The organism is Actinomadura flavalba DSM 45200 (assembly GCF_000374305.1).
In the GTDB taxonomy this organism is placed as follows: domain Bacteria; phylum Actinomycetota; class Actinomycetes; order Streptosporangiales; family Streptosporangiaceae; genus Spirillospora; species Spirillospora flavalba.
Genome location: NZ_KB894094.1, coordinates 764,456 through 778,726, shown reverse-complemented (window position 1 = coordinate 778,726; position 14,271 = coordinate 764,456). Strand labels below are relative to the sequence as shown.

Here is a 14,271-nt window from a genome sequence, read left to right as displayed (position 1 = left end):
CCGAGGTGTGCGTGCCGAGGTGTGCGTGCCGAGGTGTGCGTGCCGAGGTGTGCGTGCCGAGGTGTGCGTGCCGAGGTGTGCGTGCCGAGGTGTGCTTCCTGTGTGGGGTGGTTTGGGTGGGATGGTTGGCTTGTGGTGGTGGGTGGGGTGGAGGTTAGGGTGTGGGATCGTCAGGCGGGGATGTCCGCCGAGCTTCATCTAGTCAGGCGAGGACATGCAGCGTAGTGATCCGCCCCCGGCCGAGTTCCGACATGTGTACGAGTTCAACATCCGGTTCGGTGACATCGACTCCCAGGGCCACGTCAACAACGTGAAGTTCGTCGGCTACCTGGAGGACGCGCGGCTGGAGATGCTGCACGGCGACCCGGTGCGCAAGGGCGAGGACCCCGTGCGCGGCATGGTCATCTCGCGGCACGAGATCGACTACAAGCTGCCGCTGCTGCCCACCGTCCACCCGATCCGCGTCGAGACGTGGGTGACGCAGGCGCGCGCCGCGTCGTTCGTCCTCGCCTACGAGGTCCGCGACGACGAGAACGTCTACGCCACGGCCACGTCCACGCTCGTCGCGTTCGACGTCGAGCTGAACCGGCTGCGCCGCTTCACACCGTACGAGCGCGAGTTCATCGCCCGGTACGTCGCTCCGAAGGAGTAGCCCGGACGTTCCGCCGACGCGGCACGCGGTCGGCTGCGTCGTCTCACGTTGCATGAGCGTGAGTTCGGCGCCTGGCATGTCGCTGCGAAGGAGTGACCCGGACGTTCCGCCGGGGCGGGAATGTGGTCGGCTGCGCTGTTTCACGCTGTGTGAGCGTGAGTTCATCGCCCGGTATGTCGCTCCGGGGGAGCGGCCCGGACGTTCGGTCAGCGCGGGAGCGTGGTGGGTTGTGCCGGTCACGGCTCGGTAACAGGACCATCAGCGCCCGTTTTTCACCGCATTACCCCTTTAGGGTCGCGACGCCAACTGTGGCGATCCCACGGAAAGGGGGGACGATGCGGCGCTTCGCGACAACCGCGACGGCCCTGTTCCTCACCGCCGCGCTGACCGGCGCGGCGGCCCAGGCAGTGCAGGCGGCACCCGGCGACATCGCCGATCGCCTGGACGCGATCAAGGGCCTGACGGTCGAGGAGAGGCCGTCCACGCTGCCTGGGCAGCGCTGGTTCTGGCTGACGTACAAGCAGCCCGTGGACCACCGCAAGCCCGGCGGGCAGTGGTTCGAGCAGCGCGTCATGCTCCAGCACAAGACCGACGACAAGCCGATGGTGCTCTACACCAGCGGCTACCACACGCCGACGACGATGTTCACGTCGGAGCCGACGGCGCTGCTGGACGCGAACCAGATCTCGGTCGAGTACCGGTACTTCACGCCGTCCCGCCCGGCCCCGACGGACTGGCGCAAGGACACGATCTGGCAGGCGGCGACCGACGAGCACCGCATCATCGGCGCGCTCAAGACGATCTACCAGGGCAAGTGGATCTCGACGGGCGGCAGCAAGGGCGGCATGACGGCCGTCTACCACAAGCGCTTCTACCCCAAGGACGTCGACGGCAGCGTCGTCTACGTCGCCCCGAACGACGTCGTGAACAAGGACGACCGCGCCTACGACCGCTTCTTCAAGAACGTCGGCAGCGACCCGGTCTGCCGCGCGCACCTGAAGAACCTGGCCCGCGAGATGCTGAAGCGCCGCCCGGCGATGCTCCAGCGCTTCGCCGCCGCCACGGCCGAGAACGGCTGGACGTTCACCAACGTCGGCTCCCCGGACAAGGCGTTCGAGAACTCGGTGATGGACTACGAGTGGGCGTTCTGGCAGTACAGCCTCCAGACCGACTGCCCGTCGCTGCCCGCGCTGGACGCGTCCGACGACGACCTGTACGGGACGCTGGACGCCATCTCGGGCCTGTCGTTCTACACCGACCAGGGCCTGGAGCCGTACGTCCCGTACTACTACCAGGCGGGCACCGAGCTGGGCTGGCCGAGCCCGCAGTTCACGCACCTGCGCCCGCTGCTGCGCTACGAGAGCAGCTACCAGCCGCGCACGTACGTCCCGCGCAGCATTCCGATGACGTTCAACCCGCTGGCAATGCTCGACATCGACCTGTGGGTGAAGACGCGCGGCAGCAGGCTGATGTTCCTGTACGGCGAGAACGACCCGTGGGGCTCCGAGCCGTTCCGGCTGGGCCCGGGCACGCGTGACTCGGCGTCGTACACGGCGCCGGGCATGAACCACAGCGGCCGCCTCATCGCGCGGCTCCCGGCCGCGCAGCAGGCGAGGGCCGTCGCAGACCTGCGCCGCTGGGCGGCGGTGCCGGACGGCCCGTCGATCCGCTCGCTGACCGAGGCCGACGACATGCTCCAGCGCGAGCGTCCTCCGCTGTAGGGGAACCCGGGACGGCCCGGACGAGCGCACTCGTCCGGGCCGTGCTCAGGCCGTGCGCAGCCAGGCGGCGGACGCGCCGGGGAGGAGTTCGCCGTAGAGCGGGCCGCTGGTCAGCAGGACCTCCCCCTCGGGGAGCCGGACGGGATGGTCACCGAAGTTGACGACGCAGGTGAGCGGCCCGCGCTGGAAGACGAGCGCGGTGGGCGGCGCGTCCCGCCAGGTGAGCGTCTCGGGCAGCTCGTCCACGAGCGTGCGGCGCAGCCGCAGCGCCCGCCGGTAGAAGGCGAGCGTGGACGTCGGTTCGTGGTCCTGCGCCTCGACGGTCAGCGACCGCCACTCCTCGGGCATCGGCAGCCACGGCGCGGCGCCGCCGCCGTCGGGGGAGAACCCGTACGGCTCCTTCTTGCCGCCCCACGGCAGCGGGACGCGGCACCCGTCGCGGCCGAGGACGGCGCCGTCGCTGCGCTTCCAGATGGGGTCCTGGCGGGCGTCGGCGGGCAGGTCGAGCACCTCGGGCAGCCCGAGTTCCTCGCCCTGGTACAGGTAGGCCGAGCCGGGGAGGGCCAGGACGCACAGCAGCGCCGCCCGGGCCCGCGCGAGCCCGATCCCCGGCATTCCGGGCGGCTGCTCGTAGCGGGTGACGTGCCGGACGACGTCGTGGCTGGACAGCACCCACGTGGGCGCGGCGCCGGCGGGGACGACGGCCGCGACCGCCGCCGTCACGATGTCGCGGAACTCCCGCGCCGACCAGGACGCGAACTGAAGGTCGAACTGGAACACCTGGTGCAGTTCGTCCGACCGCAGGTACCGGGCCAGCTCCGGCCCCTCGGACCACACCTCCCCGATCGCCATCCGCTCGCCGGGGTACTCGTCCAGGATGCGGCGCCACTCCCGGTACACCTCGTGCACCTCGGGACGGCTGTGGATCGGTGACCCGGCGCCGTGCCGGGCCATCTCGCCGAGGTCGGCGAACTCGGGGTCCTTGAAGAGCCCGCCCGCGACGTCGATGCGGAACCCGTCCACGCCCCGGTCGAGCCAGAACCGCAGGATGCTCTCGAACTCGCGGCGCACCTCGGGGTTGCGCCAGTTCAGGTCGGGCTGCTCGGTCGCGTACAGGTGCAGGTACCAGTCGCCGTCGGGCAGCCGCCGCCAGGCGGGGCCGCCGAACGCCGACGGCCAGTCGGTCGGGGGCCGGTCGGGCGGGCCGGAGCGGAAGATGTAGCGCTCGCGGGCGGGGGAGCCGGGCGGCGCGGCCAGCGCCTCCTGGAACCAGGGGTGCTGGTCGGAGGTGTGGTTGGGGACGATGTCGACGATCACCCGCAGGCCGCGCGCGTGCGCGGCGGCGATGAGCGCGTCGAAGTCGGTGAGGGTGCCGAAGCGGGGATCGACGTCGCGGTAGTCGGCCACGTCGTAGCCGCCGTCGGCGAGCGGGGAGCGGTAGAAGGGCGTGAGCCACAGGGCGTCGACGCCGAGGTCGGCCAGATGCCCGAGGCGGGACGTGATCCCGCGCAGATCGCCGTCACCGTCGCCGTCCGCGTCGGCGAAACTACGGACATAGACCTCGTACACGACGGCATTGCGCCACCAGGGGGATCGCGTCATACCAGGCGCTTTACCCGTTTAGGACGGTGCGTTCACCATGCTGCGGGCCGCCATCGTGAAGTAGTCCCACAGCATCTTCTCCAGCCGCTCGGGGAGGTTCAGCTCGTTGACGGCGTCGCGCATGTGCCGCAGCCAGGCGTCGCGCTCGGCCTCGCCGATGACGAACGGCGCGTGCCGCATCCGCAGCCGGGGGTGCCCACGCTCCTGGCTGTAGGTGTTCGGGCCGCCCCAGTACTGGACGAGGAAGAGGAACAGCCGCTCCTCGGCGGGGCCGAGGTCTTCCTCGGGGTACATCGCGCGCAGCGCCGGGTCGTCGGCGACGCCCAGATAGAACCGGTGCACCAGCTTCCGGAACGTGTCCTCGCCACCGACGGCCTCGTAGAACGTCACCTGTTCAGCCATAGCGCCCCCACCCTACGCGAGAGAGCCGGGCCCGCGAGCTGAGCTTGATCAGAATGTCGGGGATGTCGCTACTCGACGGCCGGGCCGACCGCGACGCCCTCGCGATCGAAGGCGCGCTTGACGCGCTCGCGCAGCGCCCGCGCCACATCGCCCTGGCGTCCGGGTGCGGTCTTCATCACGACGCGGATGACGAGCGAGTCCTCGGCGAGGGCCTGCACGCCCCACACCGACGGCTTCTCCAGGACGAGCTTGGACCACGTCTTGGTCTCGGCCATCTCCTCGGCGGTGGCCTGGAGCAGGTCCTTGACGCGCTCGATGTCCTCACCGATACCGACCGGGATGTCGAGCACGGCGCGGCCCCAGTTCTGCGACTCGTTGCCGACCGCCTTGATCTCCCCGTTGGGGACGTACCAGACGACGCCGTCCACGTCCCGCATCCGCGTCACGCGCAGCGTCACCGCCTCGACGGTGCCCTTGGCGGTGCCGATCTGCACGACGTCACCGACGCCGTACTGGTCCTCCAGGAGCATGAACAGCCCGGCGAGGAAGTCACGCACTATGCTCTGCGCGCCGAAGCCGACGGCGACGCCGATCACGCTGGCGCTGGCCAGGATCGGCGCGAGGTTCAGCCCGATCGAGCCGAGGATGCTGAACAGCGCGGTCCCCATGATGATGATCGACGCGATACTGCGCAGCACCGAGCCGAGCGTCTTGGCGCGCTGGGCGCGGCGCTGGTTGAGCAGGGCCGGGCTGCCGTCGAAGTGCGTGCGGGAGCGTTCCCGGACACGCTCGGACATCGTGCTCTCGGCCATCCGCAGCGTCACGCGGGTGATCGCCCGGTGCGCGAGGTTGCGGACGAGCAGCGCGATCAGGAACGTGACGAGAATCCACAGGGCGGTCGTGACCGGCTTGTCCAGCCAGTCCGCCCAGAAGTTCGTGAACTCCTTGTTCTGCGAGACGTTCCAGACGAGCCGGCAGGCGACGCTCGGCGCGCTGTTCTTGCACATCTGCTCGGGGGTTCCGGCGTCCTCCCAGGGCAGCGCGAAGGGAAGATTCGGCGACATAAAGGACAGACCCTCCACGGCGGGTAGCGGGTGTCGGAGCACATCACCGTGAGGTCACGGCGGTACGGCCCCGATCGTAGAGGACGCCGACGACCGCATGATACGAGCCCGCCCACCGGCCCCGCCGCACGTGACGAGCACCACGCTCCCGGGCGCGCGGTTTCGCTGCGGCCGGGCGCGTGTCCCGTCCGCCCGGGGCGGCGCGGACGGGACACGCGCGGTCGTGCGCACCCTCGCGGGTGGCACGCGTCCCCCGCCGACGGCCCATGCCGCGCCGACAGGGCCGTCAAGCGGGGGACGCGCGTTCGCGGGCGCCGCCCGCCCCCGCGGGACGGCCTCGCCGCGCCGACAGGGCCGTACCGCGGGGACGCGCGCGCTAGGGACGGGCGCGACGGCCCGCCCGCACCGGATCGGCGTCGTGGCCCGCGCGGCTCGGGACCGCGCGGCCCCGGGCGTCCCGGCACTCCTCGCGGAGCGGTTGCAGGACGTGCGCGAGCTTGGACGCCGCACCCCCCGGGTCGTCCACCCGGTGCATGCGCTCCCCCCAGGACCACCAGAAGTAGTGCTCGTGCGAACCGTGCAGCGGCGCGCACGTCACGTCTTCGGCGAGGCTCGCCGCCGCCGGGTTGACGACCCGGAGGAAGGCCGGCCCCGAGCGGGTGCGGACGACCCGCGCGACCAGGCCCCGGCCGTCGAGAACCTCTTCGAGTTCTTCCAGGTAGCCGACCCGGCTTTCGCTGGCCACCCGCTCACCCCCTCGTGTTCGATGATCCGGCGTCCCGTCCGGCCTCCGTGCGGCGGCCGGTGGGAACGGAGCGGATCGTCCTGGACACACGCCGCGAGAATTGCAACTCTCACCGAGGCGGTCAAGGGGGGCGTTCACCTGGTCGGGAGGGGAAACCTCCTCCCTAGGGAGAGAAATCACACCCTCCGGAGGAAAATTCTCTACCCGGGTGCAGGATCTCTCCTCTGCGCGCCGACCGGTTCTTGGGAATTGCTTGGCGCGCTCCTGTCCGAGGGTTACGCTCTGTGCGCAAGAGATCATGCGTTGTGGCAAGCCGCCGCTCTCCCCAGCGGTGAGGAAGGCCGGGAGACATGACGGACCCACCTCGCAAGGAAACGGACATCGCCCGTAGGGTACGCGCGCATGGCCTGGCGCGGGGGCACGGGGCCGTGGACATCGCCCGCGAGATCCATGATCAGTGCGGGTCGCTTTTCGGTACGAGCCGGATCAAAGCACACCGGCTGGCGCACGGCGTGGCCCTTTCCGACATCGTCGCGCAGGTCCGGGCCCTTTTCGAGATCGACGGCAAGCCCATCCCCAAACTCGGGGAGACGCTGCTGTCGGCCTACGAGAGCGGCTACAAACGGCCCGGCCCGGAGTACCTGCACTACCTGTGCGCCGTCTACCGGGTCGAACCGGATGATCTCGGCTACACCAGCCCGTGCGTGTGCGGACGCGCCCACTCCACCCGCGCGAGCGCGGTCGCCGCCGTCCCCCGGCCCCGCGACCCCGGGCTGCCCGACCTGGCCGAACCCGAGCCGCTGGAGGGCGCGGTCGTGCCGCGTCCCGACGAGCGGCTGCGGTTCGCCGCCGACCGACCGACCGGGTTCGACCGCGCCGCGGACCCGGCATCGACCGATGTGGGAGAGGAGGACATCGTGCTGAGAAGGACCTTGCTGCAACTGCTGGCCGGAGCGGGCGTGCCGCTCGACGGTCAGTTCCTCGGGGCCGTGGACGGTCTCCGCCGCAAGATGGACGACACCCTGGTGAACGCCACGGTGTCACCGACCATGCTCGACCAGTGGGAGGAGACCACCCACGGGTACGGGCAGATCTACCAGGCGACGCCGTCGCTGCGGATGCTGTGCGACGTGCTGCTGGACTTCAGCGAGGTCCGCCGCATGTGCGACAAGCGGCAGCCCGTCGAACTCCAGGAACGCCTCTGCCGCATCGCGGCGCAGCTCTCCGGCCTCTCCGGCCTGATCATGATCAACCTCGGTGACCACCGGCTCGCCCGCTCGTTCTTCCGCACCGCGCGCACCGCCGCCGACGAGACCGCCGACCGCAAGCTCCGCGCGTGGGTGACGGTCCGCGAGGCGCTCGTCCCGATGTACTACGGCGACCCGCGCGAGGCGCTGCACCTGGCCCGCAAGGCCCAGGACCTCGCCGGGCGGGACGCCAGCGTCGCCGCCGCGATGGCCCCGGCCGTGGAGGCGCGGGCGCTCGGCATGCTGGCCCTGCGGGGACGCGGCGACGCCGGGCCCGGCGCCCGCCGCGCGCTGGTGCGGGGCCGATCGGTGTTCGAGCAGCTCCCCAAGGAGCAGACCAACGACCTGGTGTTCGGCTTCACCGACCGGCAGATGACGTTCTACGAGGGCGACACCTTCACCAACCTCGGTGACCACCGGCAGGGCGACAAGGCACTGAGCCGGGCGCTCACGCTGTACGCGCCGAGCGACCGCGTCGACCTGACGCTGGTCAAGCTCGACCGGGCGTCCTGCCGGCTGCACGAGGGCGACGCCGACGCCGCCCTCATCACCGCGCGGGAGGCGATCCTCGACCTGCCCGTCGACCACCGCTCGGACATCCTCATGCACCGGGCGCGCCAGGTCGGCGCGGAGGTCAGGTCGCGGCACGGCGAGATCCCCCAGCTCAAACCGTTCTACGAGGCCCTGTCCGGACCATGGGTGAAGAGTCCCGGCGCGCCCCGGCGGGACGATGTCTGACGGGGGCGTCGCACCGCGCGCGCTGCCGCGGTGGAGGGGGGACGGGCCCGGCCCGGTCCGGCGGCACGGGGACCCGCCGGTCTGGGAGTTCGGCCCGCTGCGGCTGCGCCGCTACACGCCCGCCGACCACGCCACGGTGCTGCGCCTGCACCGCGACGGGCTCGCGCAGGTGGGGCTGAAGCCGGGCGACGGCGTCTACTACGACCACGACTTCTTCCGGATGCGGGAGCTGTACCTGGGCGACGACGGCGAGTTCCTCGTCGGCGAGGTGGACGGGGAGACCGTCGCGATGGGCGGCCTGCGCCGCGCCGACCTGGTTCCCGGCGGGCGGGCCCGCGCGTTCGGCGCGTTCGTGCCGGGCAGCGTCGCGCTGGACGCGGTGGAGATGGTGCGGCTGCGCGTCCATCCGGCGCACCAGGGCCGGGGGTACGGGGCGGTGCTCGTCCACACGCTGGAGGAGCGCGCCGCCGAGCTGGGCTACCGGCTGCTCAAGGCCGACACCACGTCGCAGCAGACGGCGGCGCTCGCGCTGTACCGCTCGTTCGGCTGGCGGGAGACGCGCCGCGAGCGCATCGGCGCGTTCACCAACGTCTACCTGGAGAAGCACCTGCGCTGAGACTCCCGGGCCGTGGAGGGTGTTCCGTCGCCGGCGCGGAGCGGCGGACGCCCCCACGGCCCGGGGCTTCACTCCACCCGCCGCGCCGCGACGAGCTGCATGAGCGGGTAGCGGTCGTGGTGGAGGGCGGTGTAGCCGCGGGCGTCCAGGGCGCGGGCGACCTCGTTGTCACCGAAGAGGCGGACGCCGGTGAGTTCGCTCGCCACGGCGAGGGGCAGCCCGGCGAGCGGGACGCGGGGGCGCCGCGTGGTGAGGATCGCGATGCGCCCGCCGGGGCGCAGGACGCGGGTCATCTCGTCCAGCGCCGCCCACGGGTCATCGAACAGGTACAGCGCGCCGAAGCAGCAGACGGCGTCGAAGGACGCGTCGGTGAACGGCAGCGCGGCGACGTCGGCGCGGACGTAGCCGACGTTCTCCGCGTCGGTGTCGGTGACGGCGCGCGCGAGCATCCCGGGCGCGGCGTCGGTGCCGACGACGAGCCCGCCGCCGCCGACGCCCCGGGCGAGCGAGCGGGTGACGTTGCCGGGCCCGCACGCGACGTCGAGGACGACGGCGTCCGGCCGGTCGCCGCCGGGACGGCCGAGGCCGAGGCGGCGGCGGGCGAGCCGGTGCTCGGCGGCGGTGTCGGGTCCGGCGGGCCAGCCCTTGGCGACGTTGAAGCCGATCGGCCGCCAGACGCGCTCGTAGATGACCGGCAGTAACGACGAGCGCATCACCGACTGGGCGAGCGTCGGCGGTCTGGTCGCGGCGGGGCCGAGCAGGTCGAGGTAGCCGTCCCGGACGTCCGGTTCGGTGGACGGGTCGGTGAGCAGCGCCGTGATCCGCTCGCGGGTGCCGTGCGTCATCGAGAGAGCCACCCATTTACTAGACCATGTGTCAATTGAACCTGCCACCCCTCGGCCAGGGCCGTGCCGCCCCGGAGGGCAAGATCATCCGGACCGGAGGGAGGATGATCTTGCCCTCCGGGGCGGCACTAAAGGGGCCCTGGCCCCGCCGTGCCGAAGGCGCGGCCATAGGCACGGCTCATTCCACCAGCAGGCCCGTTCGTGAGGCCATGAACGCGAGCGTGTCGGCCAGCAGGTCCGCCGAGCGGCTGACGGAACGTCCGGCATGCCCGACCTGCTCCTCGTTGCGGAGCAGGACCGGCGCGTCCGACGCCGTCGCGTGCTGCAACGCCGCGCACATCTTGCGGGCGTGCAGCGGATCGACGCGCGAGTCGCCGTCGAACGTCGTGAACAGGACCGCCGGGTAGGCGACGCCCTCGCGCACGTGGTGGTAGGGGGAGTAGGACAGCAGCCAGCCGAACTCCTCCGGGTCGTCGGCGGTGCCGTACTCGTCGCTCCAGGTCTGGCCGAGGCCGAACCGCTCGTAGCGGACCATGTCCAGCAGCGGCGCCGAGCAGACGACGGCACCGTACAGGTCGGGGCGCTGCGTCAGCGCGGCGCCGACGAGCAGGCCGCCGTTGGAGCCGCCCGAGATCGCCAGTTGGGCCGGAGTCGTCCAGCCGTCCGCGATCAGCGTCCCGGCGGCGGCGTGCAGGTCGTCGAAGACGTTCTGCTTGTGCTCGCGCATCCCCGCACGGTGCCACTCCTCGCCCTCCTCCGAGCCGCCGCGCAGGTTCGCGACGACGTAGACGCCGCCGGCCTCGACCCAGGCCAGGACGCCGGCCGAGTAGCCCGGCGTGAGCGGGACGTTGAAGCCGCCGTACCCGTACAGAACGGTCGGGCGCGGGCCGCTGTCGCCGGGACGCGCCATCACGAGCATCCGCACCCGCGTGCCGTCCTCGGACGTGTACGCGATCTGCCGCGTCTCGACCTGCGGCGGCTTCACCGAACCGGGCGACTCCGCCCAGACCGTCGTCGCGCCCGTCGTCGCGTCCCAGTGCAGGACGTGGGACGGCGTGGTGTTGTCGCTGTAGCCGAACCACACCTCGTGCCCGCCCTCGGGCCGCTCGCGCAGCGCGCCGACCGAGCCGAGGCCCGGCGTTCCGATCTCGCCGGTGCGCTCGCCCGTCGCCAGGTCGTGCACGGTGATCTCGCTGATCGCGTGGCGGGTCCAGGACGCGAGCAGCAGCGGGCGGTCCGGGCCGTCGAGGATCGCGTAGTCGGTGAGGACGGCCTCGGGGTCCTCGGGGAGCAGCGTGCGCCAGTTCTCCGGGGCCGGGTCGGTGGGGTCGGTGACGCAGAGCCGGGAGCGGGGGGCGTCGCGGTCGGTGAAGACGTAGGCGCGGCCGTCGCGGCCCAGGTGCAGGCTCGTCTCGGCGTCGACGCCCTCCTGGACGGGACGCAGGCGCGGCGCGTCCGGACCGGACGCGGCCAGGTCGGCGAGCCACAGGTCGTTGCGCGGCGCGGTGCCCTGGGACGCCGAGACGGTCAGCCAGCGTCCGTCGCGGCTGACCGAGACGCCGTAGTAGTTCGTCTTGTCGCGTCCGTCGCCGAAGACCAGGACGTCGTCGGTGTCGGGGTCGGTGCCGACGCGGTGCAGGTAGACGCGGCGGTGGTACTGGTCCTCGCCTGCGGGCACCCGGTCGGCGGGCAGGCGGCGGACGTAGAAGTACGCCTCGCCGCCCGGCAGCCACGCGACCGAGGTGTAGCGGGCGCGGGCGATCGGGCCCTCGACGGCCGCGCCGGACGCGACGTCCACCACGTACAGCAGCGACTCCTCGTCGCCGCCGTGCGAGATCTGGTAGGCGATGCGGCGGCCCTCCTTGTCGGGCTGCCAGGCGTCCAGCGTCGTCGTGCCGTCCGGGTTCTCCGCCATCGGGTCGAACAGGACGCGCTCCTCGCCGTCCGCGACCGTCAGCAGGACGGCGTGCTCCTGCTCGGGCAGGCGGCGGCCGAAGAACGCGCGGTCGCCGCGCCAGACGGGGGCGCCGACTGCGCCCGCCGCCAGCAGCTCGCCGACGCGGGCGCGCAGCGCCGCGCGGGCCGGGAACGCGGCGGACGCCTCGGCGAACAGGGCGTCCTGCGCGGCGAGCCACGTCCGTGTCTCCGCCGTGTCGCGTTCCTCCAGCCACCGGTACGGGTCGGGGACCGGGTGACCGTGCAGGTCGTCGGTGCGGTCCTCGCGGCGGGCGGGCGGATACGTCGGTCGCGTCATGGTCGAACGGTACCGATCGGACGGGAGCTGGATCATTTTCCGTCACGATGTGTAGCCGAACGAACACGCAGGTACAAGAGTCGTTGATCACGATCAGTATCTGGGGGGACCATGAAGAGCAGCATCGCCGCACGCCGGGCCGCCGCCGGGGCGCTCGTCCTCGGAACCGCCGTCGGGCTGGCCGCGCCGGCCGACGCGGCGCAGACCCGGGTCGCGTTCAACTACTCCGCGCCGCAGGTCGCGCGGACCGGGGAGAACGTGGCGTGGACGTGGACCGTCCGCAACGGCGGGCCGGGCGACGCCGAGGAGGTCGTGCTCACGCACCGCCTCAGCCCGGCCCTGAAGACCAGCGGCCTGCCCGCCGAGTGCAAGGCCGCCGCCGAGACGATCCGCTGCGAGTACGGCAAGCTGAAGCAGGGCGAGCGGCGCACCGGCCGCGTCGTCGCCGCGATCCCCGAGGCCGAGTCCGGGACGATCGAGATCAGCGGGCGCGTGACGTGGAAGGACGCCGCTCCGGCGGCGCCGAACGCGGCCACCGGCCAGAGCGGCCCGGCGTCCCGTCCGGAGAGCGAGGCCGCCGCGCCCGCGCAGCCCGCCGGGAAGCCCGCCGCGCAGGAGGCCGCGCCGGGCAAGGCCGCCGAGCCCGCGGCGGAGAAGCCCGTCGCACAGCTCGCGGAGAAGCCCGCCGACAAGACTGCGGAGAAGCCCGCCGACAAGCCCGCCGCGAAGCCTGCGGAGAAGCCCGCCGCGACGCACGCGCAGGCCGCCGTGCCGCTGAAGGGGGAGCGGCCGGGGAAGGCCGCGGCGCCGGCGAAGCCCGCGCCGCGTCCCGCCCTGGCGCCGGAGACCGCGTCCGGCGCGAGCTGACCCGGCCGTCCGCTGCGGCACGGCGCGCCCGTGCCGCAGCGCCGCCGGGCCCGCGCAGGTGACGGCGCCGCGCGGCCGGGAGTGGACGGTTTCGCCGACGCGGCGAGGTGGGAGATTAGGGGGTAGCGGACGCCCTCCCTCACAGGACACACTGAAGGGCGGGGCGGTTCGCTCCCGGGGAGGTCCTCATGGCGGGTGAGCAGGTGGCCGAGGCGATAGCCGGGCCTCGGCGCACGGTGCGGCAGCGCGTGCACGCCGAGGCGGGGAACGAACGGGCGGGGGGCGTCTGATGCGCCAGGTGCTCCTGCTGAACGCCACGTACGAACCCCTGACCACGCTGCCGATGCGACGCGCGGTCTGCCTCGTGCTGCGGGAGAAGGCCGAGGTCGTGCACCACGACACGTCCGGTGCGGTGCTGCACTCGGCGACGCTCCAGGTCGAGGTCCCGTCCGTCATCCGGCTCCGGCGCTACGTGCGCATCCCGTACCGCAGCCGCGTCCCCCTCACCCGCGCCGCGCTCATGCGCCGCGACAACTACCGCTGCGTGTACTGCGGCCGCCGCGCCGAGACGATCGACCACGTCCACCCGCGCAGCCGGGGCGGCAAGCACGTCTGGGAGAACTGCGTCGCGTCCTGCATGCCGTGCAACCACTCCAAGGCCGACCGCCTGCTCGACGAGCTGGGCTGGTCGCTGGAGATCGTGCCGTGCGTTCCGCGCGGCGCGCACTGGCGGCTGATCGGCATCATCAACGACGGCGACCCCCAGTGGGCCCCGTACGTCACCGAACCCGCCGCCTGACGCGGCCGGGCCGTATCCTGGGGCCATGCCACGCTATGACTTCCGCTGCCGGGCCTGCGGTTCGACGTTCGAGGTCTCCCGGCCCATGATCGCCGCGAACGACCCGGCCGCCTGCCCGTCCGGCCACGATGACACGGTCAAGCTGCTCTCGACGGTCGCCGTCACGGGCTCGTCCGGCGGCCCGTCCGCGCCCCCGGCCCCGTCCGGCGGCGGCGGGGGCTGCTGCGGGGGCGGCTGCTGCGGCTGAGGCTCAGCCCTCCTGGAGGGCGCGGAGCGCCGCCGCCGTCGCCGCCGTCGCCGCCGCGTCGTAGCCGGGCGGGACACCGTCGAGGAAGATCGTGTCGCCCGGGATGTGGTCGGTGCGCAGCCGGAGGATCGCCCGGTAGGCGTCCGAGGCGTACCAGGCCCGCGCGTGCTCGGCGTCGGGGAACTCGATGAGGACCGGCGCGCCGTCCCACGTGCCCTCGACGACCTCGACGCGCGCGTTGTGCACGAGGAACCGGCCGCCGAACGGCTCCAGCGTCGCCTGGATGCGCTCGATGTAGACGAACACGTCCTCGTGCAGCGGCGGGACGGGACGCAGGTTCGCCAGCGCGTACGTCGGCATCGGGAAGACCTCCAGAGACGATCCGGTGCGCCGCCGGGGTCCCGGCGACGCACCCAGTCTGCGATCGTCCCGCCCGCCGACGCGATGACGCCGGAGGTAATGACGCTCGGGA

At 72.5% G+C, this 14,271-nt stretch carries 14 protein-coding genes; 7 read left to right on the top strand and 7 right to left on the bottom strand.

Annotation, left to right across the window (positions count from 1 at the left end):
* The first annotated feature begins 214 nt into the window (after positions 1-214).
* The gene (locus C229_RS0113135) at positions 215-652 is read left to right on the top strand and encodes an acyl-CoA thioesterase (RefSeq protein WP_033424243.1); all 438 of its coding nucleotides are present in this window, start codon (positions 215-217) and stop codon (positions 650-652) included.
* Between the two features lie 335 nt (positions 653-987).
* Positions 988-2,373, top strand: a complete 1,386-nt coding sequence (locus C229_RS0113130) for a S28 family serine protease (protein WP_018655543.1) — start codon at positions 988-990, stop codon at positions 2,371-2,373.
* Between the two features lie 45 nt (positions 2,374-2,418).
* On the opposite strand, the gene C229_RS0113125 is transcribed toward C229_RS0113130, so the two are convergent.
* From C229_RS0113125 to C229_RS0113110, 4 genes are all read right to left on the bottom strand, one after another.
* Entirely contained in the window at positions 2,419-3,975 is a 1,557-nt protein-coding gene (locus C229_RS0113125) for a glycoside hydrolase family 13 protein (RefSeq protein WP_026313748.1), read from the bottom strand.
* Between the two features lie 18 nt (positions 3,976-3,993).
* Positions 3,994-4,377 carry a globin gene (locus C229_RS0113120; RefSeq protein WP_018655541.1) on the bottom strand — a complete coding sequence of 128 codons (384 nt, stop codon included), beginning with the start codon at positions 4,375-4,377 and terminating at the stop codon, positions 3,994-3,996.
* 68 nt (positions 4,378-4,445) lie between these two features.
* Positions 4,446-5,441: a mechanosensitive ion channel family protein gene (locus tag C229_RS0113115; protein ID WP_018655540.1), complete on the bottom strand. Its 996-nt coding sequence runs from the start codon at positions 5,439-5,441 to the stop codon at positions 4,446-4,448.
* Between the two features lie 376 nt (positions 5,442-5,817).
* Positions 5,818-6,186 carry a hypothetical protein gene (locus C229_RS0113110; protein WP_018655539.1) on the bottom strand — a complete coding sequence of 123 codons (369 nt, stop codon included), beginning with the start codon at positions 6,184-6,186 and terminating at the stop codon, positions 5,818-5,820.
* Positions 6,187-6,698: 512 nt separating this feature from the next.
* On the opposite strand from C229_RS0113110, the gene C229_RS0113105 reads away from it, so the two are divergent.
* Positions 6,699-8,171 (top strand): NsdA family TPR-like regulatory protein, encoded by a 1,473-nt coding sequence (locus C229_RS0113105; protein ID WP_018655538.1) that lies wholly within the window; start codon positions 6,699-6,701, stop codon positions 8,169-8,171.
* Positions 8,164-8,787, top strand: coding sequence for a GNAT family N-acetyltransferase (locus C229_RS0113100; RefSeq protein ID WP_018655537.1), 624 nt, complete (start codon positions 8,164-8,166; stop codon positions 8,785-8,787). Before C229_RS0113105 ends, C229_RS0113100 begins: the two co-directional genes overlap by 8 nt.
* A 68-nt stretch (positions 8,788-8,855) precedes the next feature.
* Here the strand turns inward: C229_RS0113100 and C229_RS0113095 are convergent, their stop codons facing one another.
* Together C229_RS0113095 and C229_RS0113090 are read right to left on the bottom strand one after the other, a co-directional pair.
* The gene (locus C229_RS0113095) at positions 8,856-9,644 is read right to left on the bottom strand and encodes a class I SAM-dependent methyltransferase (protein ID WP_240487227.1); all 789 of its coding nucleotides are present in this window, start codon (positions 9,642-9,644) and stop codon (positions 8,856-8,858) included.
* Between the two features lie 166 nt (positions 9,645-9,810).
* The gene (locus C229_RS0113090) at positions 9,811-11,886 is read right to left on the bottom strand and encodes a prolyl oligopeptidase family serine peptidase (protein WP_026313745.1); all 2,076 of its coding nucleotides are present in this window, start codon (positions 11,884-11,886) and stop codon (positions 9,811-9,813) included.
* Between the two features lie 111 nt (positions 11,887-11,997).
* Between C229_RS0113090 and C229_RS32305 the strand changes: the two genes are divergently transcribed.
* The 3 genes from C229_RS32305 to C229_RS0113070 all read left to right on the top strand — a co-directional run bounded on the left by C229_RS32305 (position 11,998) and on the right by C229_RS0113070 (position 13,799).
* Positions 11,998-12,753 carry a DUF11 domain-containing protein gene (locus C229_RS32305; protein ID WP_051108949.1) on the top strand — a complete coding sequence of 252 codons (756 nt, stop codon included), beginning with the start codon at positions 11,998-12,000 and terminating at the stop codon, positions 12,751-12,753.
* A gap of 289 nt (positions 12,754-13,042) precedes the next feature.
* The gene (locus tag C229_RS0113075; RefSeq protein WP_018655533.1) at positions 13,043-13,552 is read left to right on the top strand and encodes an HNH endonuclease; all 510 of its coding nucleotides are present in this window, start codon (positions 13,043-13,045) and stop codon (positions 13,550-13,552) included.
* Positions 13,553-13,577: 25 nt separating this feature from the next.
* Positions 13,578-13,799: an FmdB family zinc ribbon protein gene (locus C229_RS0113070; RefSeq protein ID WP_026313743.1), complete on the top strand. Its 222-nt coding sequence runs from the start codon at positions 13,578-13,580 to the stop codon at positions 13,797-13,799.
* A 3-nt stretch (positions 13,800-13,802) separates the two neighbouring features.
* Here C229_RS0113070 and C229_RS0113065 read toward each other — a convergent pair whose 3' ends face one another.
* The gene (locus C229_RS0113065) at positions 13,803-14,159 is read right to left on the bottom strand and encodes a DUF1330 domain-containing protein (RefSeq protein WP_018655531.1); all 357 of its coding nucleotides are present in this window, start codon (positions 14,157-14,159) and stop codon (positions 13,803-13,805) included.
* Positions 14,160-14,271 lie beyond the last annotated feature (112 nt).